This is a genomic window from Phyllobacterium sp. 628 (genome assembly GCF_014189505.1).
GTDB lineage: Bacteria > Pseudomonadota > Alphaproteobacteria > Rhizobiales > Rhizobiaceae > Phyllobacterium.
Genome location: NZ_CP050301.1, coordinates 3504210 through 3528681, shown reverse-complemented (window position 1 = coordinate 3528681; position 24472 = coordinate 3504210). Strand labels below are relative to the sequence as shown.

At 55.6% G+C, this 24472-nt stretch carries 26 protein-coding genes and 1 tRNA gene; 18 read left to right on the top strand and 9 right to left on the bottom strand.

The genetic code is table 11. From position 1 onward, the window contains the following. Nucleotides 1-85: 85 nt before the first annotated feature. The gene (locus tag HB779_RS18970) at nt 86-574 is read right to left on the bottom strand and encodes a RidA family protein (RefSeq protein ID WP_188343788.1); all 489 of its coding nucleotides are present in this window, start codon (nt 572-574) and stop codon (nt 86-88) included. 196 nt (nt 575-770) lie between these two features. Between HB779_RS18970 and HB779_RS18965 the strand changes: the two genes are divergently transcribed. After that, on the top strand, nt 771-1484 hold the full coding sequence (locus HB779_RS18965; protein WP_188343787.1) for a TetR/AcrR family transcriptional regulator: 714 nt from the start codon (nt 771-773) through the stop codon (nt 1482-1484). Between the two features lie 34 nt (nt 1485-1518). Here the strand turns inward: HB779_RS18965 and HB779_RS18960 are convergent, their stop codons facing one another. Together HB779_RS18960 and HB779_RS18955 are read right to left on the bottom strand one after the other, a co-directional pair. After that, nucleotides 1519-2043 carry a TIGR00645 family protein gene (locus HB779_RS18960; protein ID WP_188343786.1) on the bottom strand — a complete coding sequence of 175 codons (525 nt, stop codon included), beginning with the start codon at nt 2041-2043 and terminating at the stop codon, nt 1519-1521. A 128-nt stretch (nt 2044-2171) separates the two neighbouring features. Then, nucleotides 2172-4580, bottom strand: a complete 2409-nt coding sequence (locus HB779_RS18955; RefSeq protein WP_188343785.1) for an OmpA family protein — start codon at nt 4578-4580, stop codon at nt 2172-2174. A gap of 273 nt (nt 4581-4853) precedes the next feature. On the opposite strand from HB779_RS18955, the gene HB779_RS18950 reads away from it, so the two are divergent. The 3 genes from HB779_RS18950 (at nt 4854) to HB779_RS18940 (ending at nt 6637) form a co-directional block, all read left to right on the top strand. Then, complete coding sequence (locus HB779_RS18950) at nt 4854-5309, top strand: YcgN family cysteine cluster protein (RefSeq protein WP_188343784.1); 456 nt, start codon at nt 4854-4856, stop codon at nt 5307-5309. Nucleotides 5310-5425: 116 nt separating this feature from the next. Further along, the gene (locus HB779_RS18945) at nt 5426-5791 is read left to right on the top strand and encodes an antifreeze protein (RefSeq protein WP_188343783.1); all 366 of its coding nucleotides are present in this window, start codon (nt 5426-5428) and stop codon (nt 5789-5791) included. A 111-nt stretch (nt 5792-5902) separates the two neighbouring features. Further along, complete coding sequence (locus HB779_RS18940; protein ID WP_188343782.1) at nt 5903-6637, top strand: SIMPL domain-containing protein; 735 nt, start codon at nt 5903-5905, stop codon at nt 6635-6637. A gap of 58 nt (nt 6638-6695) precedes the next feature. Here HB779_RS18940 and HB779_RS18935 read toward each other — a convergent pair whose 3' ends face one another. Beyond that, nucleotides 6696-7367, bottom strand: coding sequence for an HAD family phosphatase (locus tag HB779_RS18935; RefSeq protein WP_188343781.1), 672 nt, complete (start codon nt 7365-7367; stop codon nt 6696-6698). Between the two features lie 178 nt (nt 7368-7545). Here HB779_RS18935 and HB779_RS18930 point away from each other — a divergent pair, with 178 nt between their 5' ends. From HB779_RS18930 to HB779_RS18915, 4 genes are read left to right on the top strand one after another with little or no spacing between them, the layout of a single operon-like run. After that, the gene (locus tag HB779_RS18930) at nt 7546-8865 is read left to right on the top strand and encodes an NAD(P)H-dependent oxidoreductase (RefSeq protein WP_188343780.1); all 1320 of its coding nucleotides are present in this window, start codon (nt 7546-7548) and stop codon (nt 8863-8865) included. A 42-nt stretch (nt 8866-8907) separates the two neighbouring features. Then, nucleotides 8908-9933 carry a thiamine pyrophosphate-dependent dehydrogenase E1 component subunit alpha gene (locus tag HB779_RS18925; RefSeq protein WP_188343779.1) on the top strand — a complete coding sequence of 342 codons (1026 nt, stop codon included), beginning with the start codon at nt 8908-8910 and terminating at the stop codon, nt 9931-9933. Between the two features lie 7 nt (nt 9934-9940). Then, a complete protein-coding gene (locus tag HB779_RS18920; RefSeq protein ID WP_188343778.1) occupies nt 9941-10939 on the top strand; it encodes an alpha-ketoacid dehydrogenase subunit beta in 999 nt (332 codons plus the stop codon). Nucleotides 10940-10942: 3 nt separating this feature from the next. After that, complete coding sequence (locus HB779_RS18915) at nt 10943-12262, top strand: acetoin dehydrogenase dihydrolipoyllysine-residue acetyltransferase subunit (protein ID WP_188343777.1); 1320 nt, start codon at nt 10943-10945, stop codon at nt 12260-12262. Here the strand turns inward: HB779_RS18915 and HB779_RS18910 are convergent. Beyond that, nucleotides 12243-12893, bottom strand: a complete 651-nt coding sequence (locus tag HB779_RS18910; RefSeq protein ID WP_188343776.1) for a hypothetical protein — start codon at nt 12891-12893, stop codon at nt 12243-12245. The genes HB779_RS18915 and HB779_RS18910 overlap by 20 nt on opposite strands. A gap of 171 nt (nt 12894-13064) precedes the next feature. Between HB779_RS18910 and HB779_RS18905 the strand changes: the two genes are divergently transcribed. From HB779_RS18905 to ptsP, 5 genes are read left to right on the top strand one after another with little or no spacing between them, the layout of a single operon-like run. Then, on the top strand, nt 13065-13499 hold the full coding sequence (locus HB779_RS18905; protein WP_188343775.1) for a transcriptional regulator GutM: 435 nt from the start codon (nt 13065-13067) through the stop codon (nt 13497-13499). A gap of 43 nt (nt 13500-13542) precedes the next feature. Further along, nucleotides 13543-14301, top strand: a complete 759-nt coding sequence (locus HB779_RS18900; protein ID WP_188343774.1) for a PTS glucitol/sorbitol transporter subunit IIC — start codon at nt 13543-13545, stop codon at nt 14299-14301. A 22-nt stretch (nt 14302-14323) separates the two neighbouring features. Further along, nucleotides 14324-15337, top strand: a complete 1014-nt coding sequence (locus tag HB779_RS18895) for a PTS glucitol/sorbitol transporter subunit IIB (protein WP_188343773.1) — start codon at nt 14324-14326, stop codon at nt 15335-15337. Between the two features lie 31 nt (nt 15338-15368). Beyond that, nucleotides 15369-15746, top strand: coding sequence for a PTS glucitol/sorbitol transporter subunit IIA (locus HB779_RS18890; protein WP_188343772.1), 378 nt, complete (start codon nt 15369-15371; stop codon nt 15744-15746). Between the two features lie 43 nt (nt 15747-15789). Further along, a complete protein-coding gene (ptsP, locus tag HB779_RS18885) occupies nt 15790-17760 on the top strand; it encodes a phosphoenolpyruvate--protein phosphotransferase (RefSeq protein ID WP_188343771.1) in 1971 nt (656 codons plus the stop codon). Here the strand turns inward: ptsP and HB779_RS18880 are convergent. Beyond that, nucleotides 17757-18515: a hypothetical protein gene (locus HB779_RS18880; protein WP_188343770.1), complete on the bottom strand. Its 759-nt coding sequence runs from the start codon at nt 18513-18515 to the stop codon at nt 17757-17759. The genes ptsP and HB779_RS18880 overlap by 4 nt on opposite strands. Nucleotides 18516-18672: 157 nt before the next feature. Here HB779_RS18880 and HB779_RS18875 point away from each other — a divergent pair, with 157 nt between their 5' ends. Continuing rightward, entirely contained in the window at nt 18673-19701 is a 1029-nt protein-coding gene (locus HB779_RS18875) for a sugar-binding transcriptional regulator (protein WP_371823874.1), read from the top strand. A gap of 236 nt (nt 19702-19937) precedes the next feature. After that, nucleotides 19938-20014, top strand: a tRNA-Ile gene (locus HB779_RS18870). A gap of 279 nt (nt 20015-20293) precedes the next feature. Here the strand turns inward: HB779_RS18870 and HB779_RS18865 are convergent. Then, on the bottom strand, nt 20294-21349 hold the full coding sequence (locus HB779_RS18865; protein WP_188343769.1) for a porin: 1056 nt from the start codon (nt 21347-21349) through the stop codon (nt 20294-20296). A 379-nt stretch (nt 21350-21728) separates the two neighbouring features. Beyond that, nucleotides 21729-21941, bottom strand: a complete 213-nt coding sequence (locus HB779_RS18860; protein WP_188343768.1) for a hypothetical protein — start codon at nt 21939-21941, stop codon at nt 21729-21731. Between the two features lie 92 nt (nt 21942-22033). Here HB779_RS18860 and HB779_RS18855 point away from each other — a divergent pair, with 92 nt between their 5' ends. Further along, the gene (locus HB779_RS18855) at nt 22034-22615 is read left to right on the top strand and encodes a TetR/AcrR family transcriptional regulator (RefSeq protein ID WP_188343767.1); all 582 of its coding nucleotides are present in this window, start codon (nt 22034-22036) and stop codon (nt 22613-22615) included. Nucleotides 22616-22636: 21 nt separating this feature from the next. Here the strand turns inward: HB779_RS18855 and HB779_RS18850 are convergent, their stop codons facing one another. After that, nucleotides 22637-23392, bottom strand: a complete 756-nt coding sequence (locus HB779_RS18850) for a DeoR/GlpR family DNA-binding transcription regulator (RefSeq protein WP_188343766.1) — start codon at nt 23390-23392, stop codon at nt 22637-22639. Between the two features lie 92 nt (nt 23393-23484). Here HB779_RS18850 and HB779_RS18845 point away from each other — a divergent pair, with 92 nt between their 5' ends. Next, nucleotides 23485-24069 carry an NUDIX domain-containing protein gene (locus HB779_RS18845; RefSeq protein WP_188343765.1) on the top strand — a complete coding sequence of 195 codons (585 nt, stop codon included), beginning with the start codon at nt 23485-23487 and terminating at the stop codon, nt 24067-24069. A 32-nt stretch (nt 24070-24101) separates the two neighbouring features. Further along, nucleotides 24102-24464, top strand: a complete 363-nt coding sequence (locus HB779_RS18840) for a DUF4406 domain-containing protein (RefSeq protein ID WP_188343764.1) — start codon at nt 24102-24104, stop codon at nt 24462-24464. The last annotated feature ends 8 nt before the right edge of the window (nt 24465-24472 follow it).

Genomic DNA, 24472 nt, shown 5'->3' with positions numbered 1-24472 from the left:
CGGGTGACAGAGCCAGCCGACAAGCCACGACAGGCCCCATGCCATCATCCAGTTTTCCGGAGGTTCGAGCAAACGTGCCGCCCCGTTAATCCAGAATGACGGTGGCTTCCACTTCGAAGAGCATGGGGTCAATCGCAAGCTTGGGAACGGGAATCAGAGTCTGTGCGGGTAGCGTCGCACCGAACATTTCCGTGACGTTTCTCGTCAGTACCTCAAGCTTCGACATATCGTGATCAACCACGAAGACCGTGAGCTTGGCGACCTGATCGGGCTTGGCACCAAGCGCATCGAGAGCGCTGCGCAAATTGGCATAAGCCTGTTTAACCTGGACAGCGAAATCGGGTGACAAAGCCCCCGTGCTGTCCTGGCCGCCCTGTCCGGAGATATAGGCTATCCGGGCATTGCGAGGCGTGATCACCGCCGTGCTGTAGCCATTCGGCGATGGATCATAGAGGGTTTGTGGATTGACGATGGTGAGCTTGCGATCACTCTCATTGGCTGTGGTGGCAGCAGGAACACCCATGGTCATGATGATTAACCCTCCAATAAGCAGATGTTTGTTTGCGCGTGACATGATTTTCTCTTGGCTCTCCGGATCGCAAGCAACGTGTCCCCGCGATCATCAGGATTGAACTTTAAATCATTGCCGTATGAACGACTCGTACGGTGTACGATTTAATCGCATCGTACACCGTACGAGTCAATCGGTGAGGATCGACATTCGTCATGTTGTCGGCTTAAACTGGCATTCAAATCAGCAGGGTAGACGGATGGCAGCCAAACGCAGCGGCGCGCAAAGCAAACGATCCCAACAGAAGAGTGTGGCACTCCAGTCCGCGCAGGAACCGCCTCTTTCTCTGGAACGCATCGCGGTGACAGCGGTAGAACTGCTGGACACAAAAGGGCTGGACGGACTGACAATGCGCCGGTTGGCGGATCGTCTCGGCTCGGGCACGATGAGCCTGTATTGGCATGTCAAAAACAAAGAAGACGTCTTTGATCTGGCGCTCGACTTGGTGCTCGAATATCGCGGTGCGCCGCAAATAGTTGGATCTCAGGACTGGCGCGGGAACGTTGTTCATATGCTCGAAGACTGGCGCACCAATATGCTGCGCCATCCCTGGTCGGCATTGCTGCTGCCGCGCCGGGCGCTTGGCTCGAACATCCTCAATCGTCTGGAGCTACTGAGTAAGACCTTATCCGAAGCCGGGGTGGCTGACGCGGATTTGAACGTCGCGATATGGTCGCTCTGGAACTATGTGATGGGCGCGATCATTACCCGGGCGAGTTTCGTTCTCTCGGACGACGACAGAGCGGCTGCACAGCAGCGCCTTACCCGTCTCAGCGAACTATATCCGACAATCGAACGCTCTCGTCTGCTGCTGGATAACGATTGGGATGGCGCTTTCAGGAAAGGCCTCGACCTTCTGCTTGATGGCCTCGCCCCAAGACAAAGGACATTTCCTCGCCCAGGGTCAGATTAACAGGTCCTGACCCCGGATCTGTATCTCATTTCATTCAGATCGACGGCTCGTCTGATTTCTTGTCGCCTTTGTCCTTGGCCATGATCTTGTCGATATAGGCGAGGAACAGGGCAGAGAAGACGAAAGCCAGATGGATCACCGTGAACCACGTCAATTGTTCAGTCGAATATTTTGTCAGGTTGAGGAACACCTGCAGCAGGTGGATTGAGGAAATGGCGACGATGGTCGAGGCCACCTTGATCTTGAGCGAACCGGCATCAATCGTGCCGAGCCAATGCACATCATCGGCTTGATCAAAGCGGCTGACGAAGTTTTCGTAGCCGGAAATAATGACCATGACCACAAGGCTGGCGACCAGCGCCGCATCAATGAGGCCAAGCATTTTGAGAATGGTTTCAGTTTCGTCGAGGCTGGTAACTTTGCTGACGAAATCGAAGAGCTTTCCGGCAAACGAGAAAGCGTAGATGGCAAGCGCAATGGCGAGGCCAAGGTAGAAAACCACAAGCAGCCAGCGCGAGGCCAGAATGATGCTTTCGATGAAGACTTCAATGCGTTTCATAAACAGTAGGACCCAATTGGTTTCAGACATCAGATAGCGATGCGGGCGGTGAACTCAAGGAAAAACACATTTCAATCGCAAAAAACCCGGATCGAAATCCGGGTTTTTGTGGTTCCAGTTAGTTCTGGCTACTTGCTGGCAAGCGGTTGCACCAGCGCCGTGATGCGCCGAATGGCAACGCGGCGGTTCTGCTGCTCAGGACCATCAACCTTGATCTTGAGATAGCGTTCGCCGTAGCCCTGCGTGGCCATATTCTCCGGCGGAATACCAAAGACATTGGTCAACGCTTGCGCAACGGATTCAGCGCGCTTGTCCGAGAGAACAAGATTGGCCTGATCCGACCCTACAGCGTCCGTGTGGCCTTCAATAAGGAAGGTCTCAGCCGGGTTCTTCTTCAAAATCTCCGCCATCGCCTTGGCAACGCTATCGAGGCGCGGGATCTGATCTTCCGAGATATCGGCAGAACCGAACTTGAACGTGACCGTGTCCAGATCAATACGGCGAACCTTGTCGCGGATACGGGCTGAACGCTTGACTTCATCAATCGAATAAATCCGTTCGACGCGCTCGACAGGCGGGCGGGCGAAGAAATCATAGACTTCCCGTTCAGGTGCCTGATCGGCATCCAGAATATAGTCGCTCACCGGGATATCGAGAATCAATGGCGGCAAATCCAGACCCGGATCGCGCCACTGATAGCGCTCCTCGCGATCATAATCCGGCGTGTAGGTGAGAAGAACTTCGCGGCCGTCAGGCATGACGCGCGACCGCTGAATCACATCGCCATACCGATTGCGGATCGTGACAATCTGCACACCGTTGTCGCGCACGATGGTTTCGCGGGTGCGGTTGCGCGGCAGGTCTTCGTAGTACACGTCCTGTGCATCGCGCGACATGCGCGGACGATCGGAGCTTTCCACAAAGATGTTGTTGTTAACTTCGACGATGGTTCGGTTGTCGATCTGCTTGATCACCTGCACATCGGCCGGGCGTTCCTGACGCGGTGCCTGTTTGATGCGCGTGCCTTCCTCGGTGCGGATCGGCTCGATTTTGATCGGGACAAGCGCCTTTTGCACTTCCGCATCATTTTTTGGCGGCGGTGCGGGTGGTGTTGCGGGGACCTGGACGGCGGGTTGCTGGGCAACCGGCTGTTCGGCTGCCGGCTTGCCGGTGACCACTCCACCAGCACCCTTTACGGGCGGCGCAGGCTTGTCGCTGTCAAGAACCGGTGCTGCATTGGCCGGCAAGGGCGAGGGTTCCTTCGGCCCGGGCTTTCCGGCTTCGACAGGCGTGACAGGCTTTTCGCCTGCCGGTTTCTCACCAGCAGGTTTCTCCGCGGCTGGTTGACCAGTTGCAGGTTCTGTTCCCGGCTTCTGGCCATCGACGGGTTTGACTGGCTTTTCGCCGGTTGCCGGTTCCGTTGCAGGGGCAGGCTTTTCGCCCGCAGGTTTGCCTGTTGCAGGTTGACCAGCTGCAGGTTCAGCGCCAGGTTTTTGGCCTTCGATGGGCTTGGCTGGCTTTTCACCAGTTGCCGGTACCGTTGCAGGTGCGGGCTTTTCGCCCGCAGGTTTGCCTGCTGCAGGTTGACCAGTCGCAGGTTCAGTGCCGGGTTTTTGGCCCTCGATGGGCTTGGCTGGCTTTTCACCAGTTGCCGGTTCCGTTGCAGGAGCGGGCTTTTCACCGGCAGGCTTGCCTGTAACCGGCTGCTCAGCCGCAGGTTCTATTGCGGGTTTCGGTTTTTCAGCTTTGGCAGGCTCTGTCACAGGAGCAGGCTTCGGTACGGCAGGTTGTTCCGCTGCAGGCGCAGCGGGAGCGTCCTTTGTTGCCTTCTCAGTGGCTTTCTTGGCGTCTTCTGCCGCTTTTTCGGTTTGCTGTTCGGCGGCCTTCTGGGCACTGTCGGCCTTCTTGCGGGCTTCCTCTTCAGTGGCCTTCTGCGCAGCGGCTGCCTTGTTGGCTTCGTCCTCGGTTGCCTTTCTGGCTTTGTCAGCTTCCTGGGCCGCTGCTTTTTCCGCAGCTTTGGCAGCCTGCGCTTCTTCAGCAGCCTTCTGCTTGGCCTCTGCTTCGATAGCTTTTTGCTGTTCGGCCGCCTTCTGGGCTTCTGCCTGCGCTGCCTGTTTCGCTTCCTGAGCTGCAGCCTTTGCAGCTTGCGCTTCTTCTGCAGCTTTCTGCTTGGCTTCCTGCTCTACGGCCTTTTGCTGTTCGGCGGCTTTTTGTGCCTCTTCTTGAGCGGCACGTTTTGCCTCCTGAGCGCGCGCGGCAGCCTCATGCTCGGCTTGCTGTTGGGCCTGTTCCTGCTTTTTTTTCAGTTCTTCAGCAGCGGGATTGCCTGCGGGTGCTTCGGCTTGCGCCAATTCTTCCTCACCGGCCGAATTGTCTTCGACAGCCGTCGCTTCCACATCCGCCTGTGCAAGCAATTGCGGGGCGGTGTTCGAATTTGAGGAAATGAATGGGCGAGGAAGAGGGGATTGCTCGGCCATTGCCGAGGGCGAAGAGAACAAAATTGCTGTTGAAGCAAAAAAGAGAGCTGTGCGTTTCATTGTCATCCCTGTCCTGCGTTTCATTGCGGTGAAGCGCTTCAAAAGTTTGTGACCGCAGGTTGTGCCAGCTTTGTGGCAGCCAATTGTCCAATACGGCCTTCTCACCAGATTTATCGCGGATCACCTTCATTCAGATGCGATCCTGCCAGAATCCGATTACAGCCAGATTGCACGGGCCAGCCTGTATCCCATGTGAAGGCTTTGTTCATTTTGGGTTCATGCAGTAAAATAGGCCGCACTGGACGGGACGCTGCAGGAGATGTATTTCAGCGCATGCCCAAAGAACCATTCTGGAAAACCAAGACACTTGACGAGTTGAATCGCTCGGAATGGGAGAGCCTGTGCGACGGGTGCGGACGCTGTTGCCTGCACAAGCTGGAAGACGAAGACACCGACGAAATCTATTTTACCACAGTCGCCTGTAGCTTGCTCGACGCGGGGACATGCCAATGTTCGGACTATGTCAACCGCAAGAAGAAAGTACCTGATTGCATATTCCTGACACCTGAAATCGTGCGGGAGGTGGCCTGGCTGCCCGAGACATGCGGTTATCGTCTGGTTGACGAGGGCCAGGATCTCTATTGGTGGCACCCGCTGGTTTCCGGCACCATGGAAACCGTGCACGAGGCCGGGATCTCCGTGCGTGGCAAGGTGACAGCGCATGACCATGAGCTGGAAAATGAGGAAGATTACCTTGATCATATGATGGTGACGGAAAATCCGCACTGACTCATACTGAACTCAAGATGAACGCTGTGTTGAGGTTTTGTTCAGCCGCGCCGTGAAAAAAGAGGTTCTCGCCCCGATCTTCCAGTCCGGGTCAAACAAAATACAGGAGAACGCTCATGTCCGCTTTTTCGTTAAAGACACTCGCAATCACCGCAGCAATCGGCATCGGTACGATGCTGGGCGCCAATGCCGCATCGGCAGCTCCCGTCGCGCCAGCAGCAATTGTTGCAAATCATGGCAGCGCGTCATCGCTGGTTATCAAGGTTGATCATCGCCGTGGCCATTATGATCGCTATGATCATGGCTACCGTCCTGTGCGTGCCTGCAGTGTCAATCTCGCGCTGAACAAGGCGAGCCGCATGGGTCTTCGCAATCCACGCGCTGTGGTCAATCGCAATGTCGTGCGGGTCACCGGCTGGCGCTATGGCCATCGCACCGCCATCGTGTTTGCCCGTGCGCCCGGTTGCCCTGTCATCCGCTGAAGCCATTAGAATACGTAATGTTTCGGATAGGCGAAAGTTGTACCTTTCGCCCTATTCCGCCCATAATGAGCTGCGACGCAGCTGTGTCACTTACCCTTGGGGAGATATTCCATGACACCAAAACTTATCGCCGTGGCCTTTGCCGCAACCGCAATGATGGCCGTTCCTTTTGCTGCCATGGCGGAAGAGGCTCCACGTCCGCGCATCACCGTGACGGGAGAGGGCGAAGCCAGTGCAGCGCCGGATACGGCCGTACTGTCGCTGGTTGTTCTGCAAGAAAAGCCGACCGCGCGCGAGGCACTGACGGCCAACAATGACACTATGGCGAAGGTTCTCGATGCCATGAAGAAGGCCGGGATTGCCGAACGCGATTTGCAGACATCGGGTTTCAGCATTGATCCGCGCTATGTCTATCCTGAGAACAAGAACGGCCAGCAGCCGCAGGCACCAAAGATCGTCGGCTATGCCGTGTCGAACTCCCTATCCGTGCGCGTGCGTGACCTGAAGAAGGTGGGCGAGATTCTTGACCAGTCAGTCACGCTTGGTGTCAATCAGGGCGGCAACCTGACCTTCACCAATGACAAGCCGGACACAATCATTGAAGAAGCCCGCAAGAAGGCCGTGGCCAATGCAATCGCCAAGGCCAAGACTTTGACAGAGGCTGCCGGTGTTGAAGTGGGTAAGGTAATCGAGATCAGTGAACAGTCGTTCCAGCCTCGCCCGTACGCAGCAGGTGCGCCGCGCGTCAAGATGATGGCAGCGGAAGCTTCTGATTCTGTTCCGGTTGCAGCTGGCGAAAACAGCTACAATGTCACTGTGAACGTGACGTTCGAATTGAAAAACTGATGCTGACTGTCAGCTAAATGAAAAGGGTGCCTCGCGGCACCCTTTTTTGTTTCGCCAGTCAGTCGTTGGCTGCACGCATCCAGTAGCCAATGTCTTTCCATTCGCTGAAGACTGCGGCTGCGCCCTTGTCGAGCAACGTCTCTGTATGGGAAGCATAGGTATGTGCGCCGCCGGTATAGCCAATGGCCGTCATCCCTGCGGCAACAGCACCTTCAATGCCGAAAGGCGAATCCTCGATCACCACGCATGTGGATGGATCAAATGACATTTCTCTGGCTGCATGCAGGAAAAGATCCGGCGCGGGTTTGCCGCGCTTGACCATGGACGAGCTGTAGATTGCGTCGCCAAAGAACCCGGCAAGCCCGGTGGTCGCGAGGCTGAAATGGATGCGCTCAAGCGATGAGGACGACGCGACGCAGCGTGGCGTCTCGATCTGTCCCAGAAATGCTGCGATGTCAGGTGTGGGTTGCAAGAACTGGCCGAAGACACGTTTCGTTTCGGGCCAAAGCTCGGCTTCCCCGGCATCGGACAGTTGCAGGCCGGTCAATTCAGCGATTCGCTTGATAATATCCGCCTGTTTCATGCCGACGCATTGGGCGATGGTGCCTTCGGGCAGGTCCAAGCCCTGTTTGGCATAGACATTGTGATAAGCGAGCGCTGCCAGCGGCTCGCTGTCGACGAGTACCCCATCACAATCAAAAATCACCAGATCAAACCTGTTTTGCGGCATTTCCATCCCTCTTTGGCAGCGCCCTGTAGGGCCATCTGCATCGTTGTTATGTGATCATTGTTACGACTCTTATAATGCACATAGGTGTTGACTAAAATACAAATGTTCAATATTCGATGGATAGGATGAGATTGGTTCTGGACGCCGCATCCGGTGCCTTTTGAGGAGCGAATATTTTATGGCGAGCAATGTAGCATTGACGGGATTGGCGCGGGACATGCAGGCGCGGGCGGATGCGGGGCGTCCGATCCGGATCGGCCTGATCGGCTCGGGCGAGATGGGCACGGACATTGTCACGCGGGTGGCGCATATGCCGGGCGTGGAAATCGGTGCGATTTCCGAACTGAACCTGCCCAATGCGCTGAAGGCCGTCGATATCGCCTATCAGGAACCGGGACACTCGAAAGAGGTGAACACCGCTTCGGGCCTGACGGCGGCAATGGAAAGCGGCAGGATTGCTGTCACCAGCGATGCCAATCTGATCCTCGAGAATGATCTGATCGACGTGGTGATTGATGCCACCGGCGTTCCGGCTGTGGGAGCCGAGATCGGCCTTCGCGCCATGGAGCACGGCAAGCATCTGGTGATGATGAATGTCGAGGCTGACGTGACCATCGGCGCGTACCTGAAAAGCGAGGCGGATCGCCTTGGCGTTACCTATTCGCTGGGTGCGGGCGATGAGCCATCCTCATGTATGGAACTGATTGAATTCGTCTCGGCCATGGGTCATCCGATCGTGGCGGCGGGCAAGGGGAAGAACAATCCGCTCAACATCGATGCCATTCCCGATGATTATGAGGAAGAGGCAGCGCGCCGCCATATGAATGTGCGCATGCTGGTGGAATTCGTCGATGGCTCGAAGACCATGGTGGAAATGGCAGCCATTGCCAATGCCACCGGGCTTGTGCCTGATAAGGCGGGCATGCATGGCCCATCCGCCACGCTCGACCAGCTCAACAAGACGCTGATCCCGCAAAAGGATGGGGGACTTCTCTCGCGTGTCGGCGTGGTTGACTATTCCATCGGCAAGGGTGTGGCACCGGGTGTGTTCGTGGTGGCCGACATGTCGCATCCGCGCATTTCGGAGCGCATGGAAGACCTGAAGATGGGCAAGGGTCCTTACTTCACCTTCCACCGGCCCTATCACCTGACGTCCCTCGAAGTGCCGCTGACCTGCGCCCGCGTTGTGCTCTACGGCAAGGCCGACATGGTGCCGCTGGCCAAACCGGTTGCAGAAGTCTGTGCGGTGGCCAAGAAGGATCTGAAGCCCGGCGACAGGCTCGATGCCATTGGTGAATACTGCTACCGCGCCTGGATCATGACGGCGCCGGAAGCGCGTGCGGCCAAAGCCATCCCCTGCGGCCTGCTGCAGGGCGGCACGGTGACGGCACCGATTGCCAAGGGTGAACTCATCACCAGCGCCAATGCCGCACCCATCCCCGGTTCCAAGATCGTCGAACTCAGACAGCGCCAGGACAAACTCGTCTACGGCCAATGAGCGTCAAACAGTTAGAATGTAAAGCTCCAAGGAGTGCTGATCATGGCTTCCGCCATAAATGCCAAAATCGAGGATGATCGCAGCAATCTTCCCTTCGCGTTCCGGCATTATTCCCCGGATCAGTTGAAGGAAGCCCTGCGGAAAATGTATCTGATCCGCCGTTTCGAGGAAGGTGCGGAGGAATCCTATACACGCGGCCTGATCCACGGCACGATGCATCTTTCCATCGGGCAGGAAGCCAGCGCTGTCGGCATTTCCTTGCCGCTGAACGACGATGATATGATCACCTCGACCCATCGCGGTCATGGGCATTGCATCGCCAAGGGTGCGGAAGTGTCAAAGATGTTTGCCGAGTTTTTCGGCAAGGAGACCGGCTATTGCAAGGGCCGTGGCGGCTCCATGCATATTGCCGATGTGTCCAAGGGCAATCTTGGCGCCAATGGCATTGTCGGCGGCGGTATTCCGATTGCTGTCGGCGCCGCGCTTTCCGCCAAGAAGCAGAAGAATGGCAAAGTGGTCATTTCCTATTTCGGCGATGGCGCCAACAATGAAGGCGCATTTCACGAAGCCCTGAATATTGCCTCAATCTGGAAACTGCCGGTGGTTTTCGTTTGCGAGAACAATGGCTATGGTATGTCCACGTCGACCCAGCGTTCAACCGCTGTACCGAACGTGGCTGATCGTGCCGCGGGTTACAGCATGCCCGGTGTCATTGTTGACGGCAACAATCTGTCGGATGTGGCGGAAGCATCCTATGCGGCCGTTGAGCGCGCACGGCGCGGTGAGGGCCCAACGCTGATTGAGTGCAAGACCTATCGGCATCGCGGCCATTCCAAGAGCGACCGCAATCGCTACCGGACCAAGGAAGAGATCGAGGACTGGATTGCCAATCGCGATCCCATTGACCTTTTCGAGACGCAACTGAAGGAATTCGGCTTCGTGACCGATGCGGACATCAAGGCAATCTGCGCTGATGCGGAAAAGGAAATTGCCGAGGCGATTGAATTTGCCAGAAACAGTCCTTCGCCTGATCTGAACAATCTCACACGCGACGTGTACACGGACTAACATTGACATGAATGAGACAATTCGCGAACTGAGCTATTCGCAGGCTATTCAGGAAGCCATGGCGCTTGCCATGGAGGCTGATGACCGGGTGTTCCTCATGGGTGAGGATATCGGCGTCTATGGCGGTGCCTTTCAGGTGACGGGCGACCTCGTGCACCGCTTCGGTGAAGACCGGGTGATGGACACACCAATTTCCGAACTTGGCGGTGCCGGTGTGGCTGTGGGCGCGGCCCTGACCGGGATGCGGCCGATTTTCGAATTTCAGTTTTCTGACTTCGCCGCGCTCGCCATGGAGCAGATCGTCAATCAGGCGGCGAAAATCCGCTACATGCTTGGCGGCGCGGTTTCGGTGCCGCTGGTCATGCGTTTCCCCTCCGGGTCAGGCACTGGCGCTGCTGCGCAGCACAGCCAGAGCCTCGAAGCTTGGCTTGGTCATGTACCTGGGTTGAAAGTGATCCAGCCATCGACGCCGTATGATGCCAAGGGCATGCTGCTGGCGGCAATTGAAGACCCCGACCCGGTGATGATCTTTGAGCACAAGTTGCTCTACAAGATGAAAGGTCCGGTGCCTGTAGGCTATTACACTGTGCCGATCGGTAAAGCCGCTGTCGTGCGTGAAGGTACGGACCTGACCATCGTTGCCTCTGCGATCATGGTGCACAAAGCACTGGAGGCCGCGAAGGAACTGGAAAAAGAAGGCATCAACGTCGAAGTTGTGGATCTGCGGACCGTCCGTCCCATGGACAAGGATACGATCATTGCGAGTGTCAAGAAGACGTCGAAGCTGATGTGCGTCTATGAAGGCGTGAAGACGCTAGGTGTCGGCGCGGAAGTCAGCGCCATGATCGCCGAAAGTGAAGCGTTTGATTATCTCGATGCGCCGATTGTACGGCTTGGCGGCGCGGAAACACCAATCCCCTACAATCCCGAATTGGAAAAGGCCACTGTCCCACAGGTGCCCGGCATTTTGAATAGTGCCCGCGATCTTGTGAAAGGGGTGCGCTAGGTCATGCCTACCGAAGTCATCCTGCCCAAGGTCGACATGGATATGGAAACCGGTCAAATCTCGCGCTGGTACGCCAAGGAGGGCGACAGCGTCTCCAAGGGGCAACTCTTGTTCGAGATCGAAACCGATAAGGCAGCCATGGAAGTGGATGCACCGGTTTCCGGTATTTTACGCGATGTGAAGGCGCTGGAAGGTGCTGTTGTTCCCGTCGGCGAGTCTGTGGCCTGGATTTTTGCGGAAGGCGAAGCCTATGCGGCGGTGCCTGACAAAAAAGCAGATGCTGTGGAGGTGAGTGCGGTCCAAGAGGCAGAACCAGCAAAAGCCGCTGCTCAAAGCACGCCTGTTGAAGAAGCCACGCAATCAAGTGATATCCGCGCAACACCTCTGGCTCGCCGCATCGCACGGGAGGCGGGTGTTGATCTGGCGTCGGTTGCCGGCTCAGGTCCGAAAGGCCGTATTCAGCGCAAGGATGTTGAAGCGAATGTTGTTGTTTCGGCGCAGCCAGTTACCAAACCCGCCGCTACCAAACCTGTTGCTGTCAAATCTGGTGTCGCGCCACTGCATGCCGTGTGGCTGCGGCAGGGTAATGAAACTGGCCTTGCGCCATTGGTGCTCATCCATGGTTTTGGCTCGGACTTGAACAGCTGGCGGCCTATGCTTGCAGGCACAAATCTTGACAGTCCCATCCTTGCAATTGACCTGCCGGGCCACGGTGAATCAACGCGGGATATTCCGCCGGACTTGGATTCCATTGTCGCCGCCGTCGAGCAGACAATTGCCGCTCATCATTCGGGGCCTGTCATCCTTGCTGGTCATTCCTTTGGCGGCGCGATTGCCGCCAGGATCAGTGCGCGGGGCAATCTCGATATCCGTGCCTTGACGCTTATCGCACCTGCCGGGCTTGGACCTGAGATCAATGGTGCCTTCCTGTACGGATTTGTGCGGGCACGAGCAGAGGCCAGTCTCTTTGCATGGATGAAACTGCTGGTGCAGGACGAAAGTCTTTTGACCAAGTCTTTCGTCAAGGCGACACTTGTCCAGTCACAGGACGAGGGCCTGCGTGACGCACAGAAACTCGTCGCTGACCGCTTTTTCACCGACGGCACGCAAATCTTCGATATACGTGGAAATCTTGCAGGACTGGCTATTCCCGTTCGTGTGGTCTTTGGTGCTGTGGATCGAGTGATCCCTGCCACGCAGGCATCGGGGCTGCCGGGGGACATTGCGGTGCATATATTTGCCGGGACAGGTCACATGCCGCAGCTTGAGCAGCGGGAGAAAGTACTGCGGATATTACGCGAGGTCAGCCGTTCGGTTGCTTAGAACCGGTGAGGTGCGCGGCGGCCTTTGATGCGACAAGCGCCCGCTGGATGGCGCTGCGAGCGGAAGCCAGATTGGGCATAACCCAGTTTGGCTCGGCGCCGAGGAACTTGTCGAGAAATGAAATGGCATAGCCGGGTGTTTCGCCGACATTCTCGCGGTAAGACCACCATGTGCGCAGATCATTTGCACAGCTGGCAATCTGCGGCGCTGTGCCGAATTCCTGCTCATAGATAGCGGCAATCGTGCCAACACAGAAGTTTGTGTAGAGAAATCCTTCCGGCCAAAAGGCGATGATATCCGCCATTTCGCTGGCGTGGGGATTGTTTTGCGGGGTGTGCCCCTGAACTTTGGCCGGAGCCTGGCTGATAAGCTCCTTCAGCACCAGACCTGCTGCGAAAATGATGAAATCCTTGCGGTCAACATGAGCAAAGGATTTCTGCTGCTCGACAGTTTCGATCCAGTTGAGAAAGGCAGCCGTGAGTTTGGTTTCATCAATGGTAAAACGATAGCCATAGTGCTCGGCAATTACCGCAACATTCTTGCGAAAGGCCATACGAAACCATCGCAGCCGGCGTAGGCTGTGACGCAGATCAGGCATACTGATCAATTCATCCCGGAACAGAAAATCCATGCCGTCTCTCTCTGACATTTCCACACGTTGTCTTACGCTTCAATAGGAAAGAAGCCAAGTTTTCAATGTTACAGGAAATCATACATATTGACATTATAAAAAACAAATGTTCTATATTTTTCTGTTCGCGCTTCGCATATGTTTGCAGTCGAACAATGGGAGGTTGACGACATGGCGATGTGGCAATGGGGATTGCTTGCCCTTGGAATTCTGTGGGCTTTGCAGTCACTGGGCGTCTGGTATCAGATGCGCCACTATGGCGATGTGATGAAGGGCATTACGTCAAAATACAACGATGGCTATGTTGGTGCAGGCAATGTGCGCGGGCGGTTCGGCAAGGGTGTGATTGCACTCGTTGTGGTGACGCCTGATCTCGTGGTGCAGCGTTTTCTGGTGATGCGCGGTCGCTCGGTTTTTGCGAAGTTTGCTCGGCGCGAGGAGTTCGAGGGAATCACCCTGAATGCGCTGCGCTCAGATCCGCTTATCTCGGGTGTAGAAGATCCGGCATTGGCGAAAGCAGCAGAACGGGCCATCGAACAGATCGATCGCGCTCGAAGCGAGCCAAAAAAGCCGGGCCTTGCAGGGATCAAAACAGTGAATGCATAGGGGTGGCCGTACCCGAGCAAACGGCTGATAAGGAGGAGGGAACATGTCAATTCTAACAATGTTGGCACAGCATGCCGACGTCACCATGCAGCACCTTTCGGTGGCAGGGTCGATGGTCTCGGATGCTGCGCTGCACGGCAAACAGGCCGTCACCCATGCGGGCAACGATCTCGTGGTTCTTGCGCAATCCACCGGCGATATTTCCGTCGAGGAATTCAAGAAGAAGCTGCAGAACGTTCAACAGGAAGAGCAGCTTGGCTGGCTGACCAGCGCCGGTAAATATTTCATCGGTATTTTCCAGAAGGGCGGCGAGGTTTTTGCCGGTTTTGTCACTGGTATTATTCCGACTCTGGTCGTGCTGATGACCGCGTTCTATGCGCTGACGGAACTGGTCGGCGAAGAGCGCGTGCATGGGATTGCCCGTGGCGCTGGCCGCATTGCGCTGACACGTTATACGGTCCTGCCATTGCTGTCAGTGTTCTTCCTGACCAATCCAATGGCCTATACGTTCGGCTCGTTCCTGGAAGAAAAACACAAGCCAGCGTTTTATGACGCGGCCGTTTCCTATGTGCATCCGCCGCTCGGTCTGTTCCCGCATATCAATCCCGGCGAATATTTCGTCTGGGGCGGCATTCTGGTCGCGCTGCTCGAACTGGAGAAAAAGGGCCTCGTTCCTGCCGGGTATCACATCAGAGTGGCGATTTGGTACGCCATTGTTGGTCTCGTGGTCATCCTGCTCAAAGGCATGCTGACTGAACGCATCACCGCCATTATGGCGCGGCGTCAGGGCATCGAGCTTTAAGTCGGGGTGGGGAGCAAAAACAATGTCAAAAACATATAAGCCAATCAAAATTTCCAGAGGCTCCAATGGTTGGGGCGGTCCGCTGACGATCCAGTTGACGCCGCAGCGCAACAAGGTTGTCTCTGTCACCGGCGGCGGTATTCATCCGGTTGCACGCCGTATTGCCGAACTCACCGGCGGTGAGGCTGTCGATGGCTTCAAGGCGCCACCGGTTGAGGGTGAAATGGGTGTTGTCGTCGTCGATTGCGGCGGTACGGCCCGCTGCGGTGTTTATCCGCGCAAACGCATTCCAACCGTCAATCTGACACCTGTGGGCCAATCCGGTCCGCTGGCGCAATTCATTACCGAAGACATTTATGTTTCGGGTGTGAAGGAAGCCAACATCGAGCTCGCCGATGGGTCCGACGCTGCCACGGTTGCGGGGACATCAACGCCGACACCCGCTGAAGTGGCTGCAGCCATGTCCAGCAGAACGGCTGCGGCATCTGATGATGGTGAAGGCGGTCTTATCGGTTTGATCAGCACGGTTGGCCGTGTGATGGGCCGCGTCGTTGGTATTTTCTTCAATGCCGGCCGCCGCACCATCGATCAGGTTGTTCGCAACGTCCTGCCTTTCATGGCCTTTGTGACCATGCTCATCGGTTTCATCCTCTATACGGGGATTGGCGATGTGCTGGCACAGCCGATGGGTCCGCTTGCCAACAATATTGTCGGTTTGCTGATTATATCGGCCATTTGCGGTCTGCCGTTCCTGTCGCCCATTCTGGGGCCGGGTGCGGTCATTGCGCAGGTGATCGGCGTCGCCATTATCGGTCCGCAGATCGCCAATGGCACAATTTCACCGGCAATGGCCCTGCCGGCGTTGTTCGCCTATAATACGCAGGTTGGCTGTGACTTTGTTCCGGTCGGTCTGGCACTCGGTGAGGCCAAGCCCAAGACAATTGAAATCGGCGTTCCTGCAGTTCTGATCAGCCGTCAGATCATGGGGCCGGTCTCGGTGCTGATTGCCTGGGTTGTCAGCCTGATCGTATTCTAGAATATTCGAAAACAAGAAGAGGTTCGCCATTATGTCAGTACTTTTGAAGACACGGGTAACAGCCGTGGGTCCCGAGGTGGCGGACCTCGCAGAGGGTGGCGTTGTCATCCTGTTTGCAGATGGCGCGCCGCCGGAACTCGCCGAAGTTTCCATCCTGCATCTGGTGGATGGGGCACCCTCAGATATCACGCCGCCGGTCGGATCGGTCATCAGCATTGGCGATCTCACGGCGAAGATTACGGGAATCGGTGACTATGCGTGGCAAAAGGTCAGGGATATCGGCCATGTTGTCATCACATTCAACGGGTCCGATCATGTGGAACGCCCAGGCGAAATCTGTGCGTCGGAAGTGGATACCGGCGAGCTGGTTTCAACCCTGAAGGTGGGTGCGACAATAACCATCGGATAATCTTTAAGACCGAAACAGAACGAAATACCGAAGAGAGTAAAGCATGGAACGCTCGACGATCGTGCGGGTGCATGATGGATTGCACGCGCGGCCAGCCACCCGGTTTGTCAAACTCGCCAAGAGTTTCGAATCGGACATAGAGTTGGTCAAACGCGATAAATCGGCCAGCGCAAAAAGCTCGGTCAAGTTGATGCTGCTTGGCATCAAGGAGAATGAGGAAATCACGGTTCGGGCAACGGGTGCAGATGCCATCGAGGCTGTCGAAGCGCTGATTGGCTATCTTGAAAACCCGCATGCCGGAACCGACGAAGAGGACGGGGCGCAGCCGGAGAAAAAGTCTGGTGGCAAAGCTCAAGGCAAGGGCATTGGCAACAGCGAGCCAGCAGAAGGCAAGCTCCTTGGCGTCGCGGCCAGCGAAGGCGTCGCGATTGGCCCGGTCTATGGCTTCTTTCCAGCCGAGATTAAGCATGAGAACCGCACGCTCGCGGTCAATGACATTGCCGACGAAGTGCTGCGCCTGAAACAGGCCATTGCCACAGTGCAGAAGCGCATGGACGCCTCGCTGGCGGAAACAAGTCTGGCGGACAGCGATCGGGGTATCGTCGTTGCTCTCAAGGACATCGCCAACGATGATGAATTGATCGACAGCGCAACGGTCATTGTCGAAGGCGGCATTGATGCGGTTTCGGCGGTGATCGGTGCAGCGTCGAGGATTGCATCTGATTTCGCTGCCATGGACGATCCTTATCTCAACGCGCGCGGCGATGATGTGAATGCGGTCGGGCGGCAGATATGTCTGGCACTGCTAGGGCAGGAAGACGTCAATCTTGATGCGGTTGCGGAAGGGTCAATTCTAGTTGCTGACGATATAGGTGCCTGGGATTTGGCGCGTGCGCCACTGAAAAATATTGCTGGTGTGATCTGCGGCCATGGCGGGGCGACATCGCATGTTGCCATCATTGCCCGGGCGCATGGTATTCCTGCCGTGCTCGGTCTTGGGCGTTCCATCATGGATCTGAAGGACGTAAAGGCCGTGGCTCTCGATGGCGACAACGGAGAAGTCTTTGCCAATCCGGATGCTCTTATATCAAGCCATTTCGAGGTCAAAATCAGCGAGGCTGAGGCGGAAAAGCGGGCTCTGAAAATTTATAGAGACATTATACCGAAGCGCGCTGACGGCACTGTCATCGAAGTGGCGGCAAATATAGGCTCGCTCGAGGAAATCGATGCAGCCAAAGAAGCGGGCGCGATGGGTGTTGGCCTGTTCCGTACGGAACTTCTGTTCATGCGGCACATTCATCTGCCCTCGGAGGATTTGCAGACCGAAACCTATGCCACGCTGGCCAAGGCATTCGCTCCTTATCCCGTGATCGTCCGCACGCTGGATATTGGCGGCGACAAGCCGATTTCCGGTGTCGAATTTCCCGATGAAGAGAACCCGTTTCTTGGCTGGCGCGGTATCCGCATGTGCCTGGACCGGCCGGATGTGTTCAAGCCGCAATTGCGGGCGCTTCTGCGCGCGGCTGTGCATGGCAATATCAAAGTCATGCTGCCGATGATTTCAGGTATAGATGAAGTTCAGGCAACGCGCGCACTGATCGATGCATGTGCCGACGAACTGACCGAGGAAGGCAAAGCCTTTGCACATTTTGATCTAGGCGTGATGATTGAAACGCCGGCGGCCGTACTCGTCGCCCCAGCCTTGGCCAAAGAAGTCGCTTTCTTCTCCATCGGCACCAATGATCTGACGCAGTACATCATGGCCGCAGACCGGCTGAACCCGACCGTTGCCAAGCTGAATGATGTGACGCATCCAGCCGTGATGGCCGCGATCGAGCTGACGGCAAAAGCCGGTGTCGAGGCCGGGATTATGGTGGGCATGTGCGGCGAGGCCGCAGGCCGTCCCGATCTGATCCCGACCTTCATCCGGATGGGTCTGACTGAACTCTCAATGAGCCCTGCATCGATCCAACGCGCGAAGAAGTTCATCCAGGAGATGGCAAAAACAGCTTAGGGCAGCACCGGGATCAGAAATGCAAATAGACCGGACAGGGCAATCGTCCGGTCCTTGCTCTGCATGATTTCGGACAGGTTGCTCTGGCGCGCCTTCAGCGCGAGCAGGGCGCTGTCCACGAGCTTCTCGTCGCTGGGCTCATTGTCGCTATAGCTGGCGATGCCAATGGCAAGAGCGATTGCTGTAAAGCACAGGAACTGGGTTGCCCCGTCAGGCGCCGTTTCGCCATGCAGATGCGGTGGCACCGGCTGGCCTTGATGCGACGCCTGGAGCTCTGTTACGAGGGTTGCGCAGACCTTCGCAATCGCCGTCAAATCATTCGTCTGTGTCGCCACTTCAATCAAATTTGAATATTGGCGAATCATCGCCGTATGAACAGCGGCAAATGTTGCTTCATGCACGAGTGCGTTTTTCGCGCCCAAAATTGCAAACAGCCGCTTGGTCAAATAATATATGTCACGGCGAAACAAAGTCTCGCCCTTTGCAGCCTCTGCGGGAAAGTATGTATTGAGGCTACGCGCTTCGATTGTGGTCGAATGCACCTTCGGGTCCTGCGAAACCAGCGAAATGGAGATTGTTTCGGCCACAGTCAGGGCCTTATCGACAACGCGCGCGGCATGTCCAAGCAATATTTCCGGGCCGTCTGTTACATTTTGCTTGATATTATCGCTGCGGCTTGCCCGGATCATGTGCCGGACATCGCGCAGGCGATCCTTGAGATTGACAACAATCTCGTTTGAAATGTCCCTGATCATGTGGCAGACCTCGACTTGCAAAGTGGATAATGCTTTGTAACTGTTTTTGGTGGCTTGCTAAACAACATTCCGGTGGAGTGTAGTGTGCAAAGCACTCTGTTGCCAGTGCGCAATTGGGCACCGGCAGGGATGGATACAAGCAATAAGGGGAAGAGAATTGACCGATCGACGCAAACGAGCAACCAGCGCGACGAACAGTCCAAAGAAGGCCCCGCTGGATATCGGGCAGCCTGATACAAAAATCAGCCGTATGCGCATGCGTGCGGCGTGGATGTATTACATCGAGCAGATGACGCAAAACGAGATTGCCGAGGTTCTCGGCGTCGGTCGCGTGACCATTGTGCGGATGCTTGCCGAAGCGCGCGCGCGCAACGAGGTCAAGATTGGCATCCAGGGATATCTGTCCGATCTGATTGCGCTGGAACGGCAGGTTGAGCAGCAGTTCGGTCTCGATAAGGTAATTATTGCGCCGCTCTCACAGCCTGACAATGATCCAATCCCGGCCATCAGTGCCGCAACCGGTGATTATCTCTCCGGTGTGGTTTGCAACGGTATGCGCGTCGGCGTGGGCTGGGGGCGCACGCTATTGAGCACGCTGTCCTACCTTGAAGCGCGTGCACTTGAAGATTTCACAGTCATTTCGCTGCTTGGCGGGATCAGCCAGCCGCGGCGTTTCAACCCGGCGGAATTCGCCTGGCAGTTTGCCCAGCTTTTCCAGGGCAACGGCTATCTCATTCCGGCACCGGCTTTGGTGGACAGCATTCAGACCAAGACAGCGCTGATCGAGCGCTGCGGCTTGAAGAGCGTCTTCGAGATGGCGGAAGATCTCGATCTGGTGCTGCTCAGCGTCGGTGCGATCGAAACCGCATCCAGCACGCCATACCGTATCGGCTTCCTCAATGAGGAACATCAGTCGTCGCTGGCGGAGCGTGGTGCCGTGGGTGATCTTCTGTTTCACTTCTATGACCAGCAGGGACGTCTTGTCGATCACCCGATCCATGATCTGGTCATGTCGGTGGGTATTGAAACTCTGCAGAAGGTGCCTGTTCGTGTTTTGACATCCGGCGGCAAGGAAAAGATCAACGCCCTGCTGGGTGCAATGAAGCTGATCCGCCCGACGGTTTTCATCACCGATGAGGAAAGCGCACGGCAGTTGCTGCTTTTGGCGGAGCAGGAGAAGCGCTGATCTTCGATGTTTCTTCGGCATAGCTGATGGATTGGTGCTGCCAGTTCATCGGCGAAGCAGAAATCGTGATCTTCCGTCTATCCCAAGGCTATGAAAATCCTCAACAGTTGTGGATTTTTGCCCGGAAATCACGCTATCGGGTGATGAGATCAAATCGGGCATTGCATTCGTGATTTTTCCCGCTATTGATCGCGGGGATGACATGCAGGAACCATCTGGTTTGCTGTTCTCAGGTGGGGCCTGTAGCTCAATTGGTTAGAGCCGGCGGCTCATAACCGCTTGGTTGGGGGTTCGAGTCCCTCCGGGCCCACCATTTCAATTCCAGTCAACAAGATATAAGCGCGGTTAACCCAAAGGGTTGACTGGCGTTGAGCGATGGCAAGAGCCAATCGCGTTTTACGAGCACATCAAAAAACGGCGGACCAAAGGCCCGCCGTTCGTAGAAAATGACGTGACTGGAGATCTCATCATCGCAATTTGGCAATGCAGTCCTTCTCCATTACCAAACACAATTAATAACATGCTTGTTGGGCCGAAGGCCGTATAAGCCCGGGGGAAGAATGCCCCCGGGGTCTCTCCAAATCTACGTCGATTAGAAGTTGCGCTGGAAGCGGATCATACCGCCGAACGCATCATCATCGCCACGCTGTCCATCAAACTTGGTGTAGTTGACTTCTGGCGTGATGGTCAGGCCAGGAACCAGTTCGTACGCAACGTTCAGACCAGCAGCCCATGTGCCGTCTTCTTCGTAAGCGACCTGACCGTTGACGGTTGCCTTGTCGGAAACCTTGGCAGTCAAACCACCCCAAATCGCATAGTCGCCGTACCAAGTGCCAAACCAGTTACCATTGGCAGTTGTGGAGTCGTCCCAATCAGACTGGTAACCGCCCATGATGAATGCGGAAACGGTGTCTGTGAACTTCACGTCCAAACGCAGCTTGCCAGCCCATTCTTCAACACGGGAGTCATAGCCGACAACGCCGGAGATTGAACCCCAAGCCTGCTCAAACTTCGCACCAGCGAGAACATGGGGCATGTAGTCATCGATACGGTGATCGATTGTGCCGCCTGTCGGATAAGCTATGGACGAGCCCTGTTCAGCAGCGATGATCGCCGAGAAGCCGTTGCCGCCATTGAAGGTGTAGCTGACCTGGTTGGTCGTGGCCGACTGATAATTAATCACGTCGTCGTTGATGATGCCGCCAGCGTAATTGGTCCACGAACCGAAAATTTCGTCAGTTACACCGATGCGGAAGCCGCCGAGTTCAATGTAAGCGTGAGGAAGCTCGGTGGCATTGACGCCATTTGTGTACTGGAAGCGTGTTTCGATAAACGAACGTAAAGTGCCGAGTTCGGTTTCCGAACGGGCGTCAAAACGGACTGTTGCACGCGAGCGCTTCCACCATGTGCCAAGCTTACCGCCGGAATAAACGTCGTCGCCGCCAACAGCGTCATAACGCAGGTAACCACCGATCTTCAGGCAGGTTTCCGTGCCGGGAATGTAGAAGAAGCCTGCGCCGTATGCATCGCAAACGCGAACATATTCGACAGCTTCTGGTTCGGCGACAACAACTGCGTCAGCAGCGCGCGCGCCAGTTACTGCAACGAGGGCTGCAGCAGAGCCGAGTAGGATGCTCTTGATATTCATCTTGGTCCCCCAATAGTCATCATTGACATACATTGATTAGTTCAGTTTTGACTGAAACATCAATATCCAACCCACAGTTGAGTGTCAGTTGAGCTTGGAATGTTGCTGTTATGTCACAAAATGACGTTTTGAATGTTCGTTATCAACTTAACTATTTGATAAATATATGGAAAATAATGTGCACATTGATTGTATGGCGTTTATTCAGGCGAAGTTTTGGGAAAATTGCCGTTAAACTAGTGAATATTCACTAGTGTATTGTTAGCTTCTTGTATCCGTAATCATCCGAAGTGGGCGGATCAGAATAGATCTTTACTCTATATCAACGGCCGTCTCGACTCAGGTCGAATGTTTGGACAATTATGGGTATTTCCCAATTTTACTCATCACCACACCGCCAGCCGTTCAGCATGTCGAAGGGTTCAAGCCCATCCCACGCGTCGCCGTTTTTATAGCAAGCAGTGTTTTGAACCGTGCTGCCAAGCCCTGAAAAATCCATCCAGTAGCGTATGCGTTGCCACAATCCAGGCGCGGGTGAGGGCCGATAAGCCGCTTCGTAACGGGGTGAATCCAGTTCTGGCTGCGTGAGCATCGGCAATCTCCTTGATTGGCCGTACGTTGTATGGTGATTGCCATAGAACGTAGCACTAGACCGATCGCCATACAACATGCATAATGCGAATTATGCCACGTCCATCAGATGCCAAGACCCGCTTTATCGACACAGCCGTGATCCTGTTTCAGGCGCACGGTTATCACGGCGTGGGATTGACGGAGATCATCGCGCAGGCGAAAGCGCCGAAAGGCTCGTTCTATTTCCACTTTCCCGGTGGCAAGGAAGAACTCGCCGAACACGCGGTGCGCAGCGCTGGCAGCTACATCAACCATATTTTGAATAAGAGCTTTATGGATGCGCCAACCTTCCGGGCCGGTGCAGAAATCATGATCGCGCGCCTGTCGCAAGCCTTCGAAGCGTCCGGGTGGACGCTCGGCTGTCCCATCACCAGTGTGTTGCTGGATACGACGCCAAAATCCGAACGGCTGTCTGTTGCTATTCAAGAGGTCATGGAAACATGGATCGGCTGCCTCAGTGACCAGATCGTGCGGTTTCATCCGGAGCAAAATGGCCGGTCGCTGGCGATGAAGATTCTGGTTTCGCTGGAAGGTGCGTGGATTTTGGCCCGGATGCTGCGCTCGCGCGAACCTTTCGAGCAGGTCATGACCGTCATTGCAGAGAACGCGGATCGTATTGATCAGCCGAAGTAATATTTGGCTTTTCTGATCCCGTCAGGCTTTGATGATGGTCAAATCCATCTCCGTATAAGCTTGCAGGCTTTCCTGCGGTGTATCCCGTTCGACCACCAGACATTGCACGTCATTCATCGAAACCACGAGATAGGGTGATGCGGCGCCGAGTTTTTCGCGTGATGCCAGAACTACCGTTTCTGCCGCATGGTGGCACAGCATCCTTTTAACGGCAGCTTCCTCGGAATCACCTGTGGTAAGGCCGATTTCCGGGTGAATGCCGGTGGCACCCATGAAATAGATATCGGCTCTGTACCGCCCAATTGCCTCGATCGCCGAAGCGCCGACGGCAACAACGGAGTGTTTGAACAAGCGTCCGCCGATCAAGTCGACCGTGATGTTGGGATAGTTGACCAGTTCGACCGCGACGCTTGGACTATGTGTAACAATCGTGGCCACCAGATCGGGCGGCAACTGACGGGCAAGCTGGACCGCCGTTGTCCCGCCATCGATAAAGATCACTTGATTGGGACGGATCATAGCTGCCGCAGCCCGGCCAATTGCCTGTTTGCCGTCTGTGGCAATGGTTTGGCGGCCCGAGAAATCGGCAAGGGCAGGGGATGCAGGCAGGGCGCCGCCATGCACGCGTTGCAGCAGGCCGTCGGCTGCCAGTTCGCGCAAGTCGCGCCGGATCGTGTCTTCGGAAAGATCGAGCTCCTGACTCAGCTGCTTGGCAATGACTTGCCCCGTTTGTTTCAGTACGTGGAGAATGTGCGCCTTGCGCTGTTGCGTGAGCATAAAACCTTCCAAATCAATTTGCATGTTATTTCTTGACTCTGCACGAAATTGCACGTTTTATCAAGCCGCATCCACAATTCATGGTGAAATGAATGAAGCTCGCTGAACGTGTGCGTATCCAGAATGTGAAGACCCTTGCAGATGACTGGTTCGTGCTGAAGAAGACCACTTTCGACTATCTCAGACGTGATGGCGTATGGCAGACGCAGAACCGTGAAACTTATGACCGTGGCAATGGCGCAACGATCCTGCTGTATGATCTGGCGCGGCGCACAGTCATTCTGACCCGGCAGTTCCGGTTTCCGGCCTTCGTTAATGGCTATACTGATCTGCTGATCGAAACCCCTGCCGGATTGCTCGACAATGTCTCGCCGGAAGAACGTATTCGTGCTGAGACCGAGGAAGAGACCGGGTATCGCGTTCAGCACGTCCGTAAAGTGTTCGAGGCTTTCATGAGTCCGGGCTCGGTTACGGAAAAGCTCTATTTCTTCGTTGGTGAATACGTGTCTACCGACCGGATCACCGACGGTGGGGGCATCGAGGCTGAAGGCGAAGATATCGAAGTGCTGGAGCTGCGTATCGATGAAGCGCTGAATATGATCGCCACTGGCACCATTCAGGATGGCAAGACAATCATGCTGCTGCAGCATGCCGCGCTGCACGTTTTCGCAGCCTGACCCAATCAACACAATATTTTCGGGAGAGACAGATGCTTATTCTGATTGCGGGGCCATACCGGTCCGGTACGAACGACGATGCGGAAAAGATGGCTGCAAATTTGAAACGTCTGGAAGCGGTATCATGGCCATTGTTTCAGGCGGGACATTTGCCGATGATCGGCGAATGGGTTGCATTGCCGGTGTGGAATGCGGCGGGTGGGAGGCGGATTGGCGATGAACTCTATGATCAGATCTTTCATCCGGCAGCTGGCCGTCTGATCCAGCTCTGCGATGCGATTCTGCGTCTTCCCGGTGATTCAAAAGGGGCGGACAATGATGTCCGCCTTGCCAATGAACGCGGTATTCCGGTGTATTGCCGCCTGGAAGATGTGCCGGGTTGCGGGGCCGTTTGAGCCCCGCA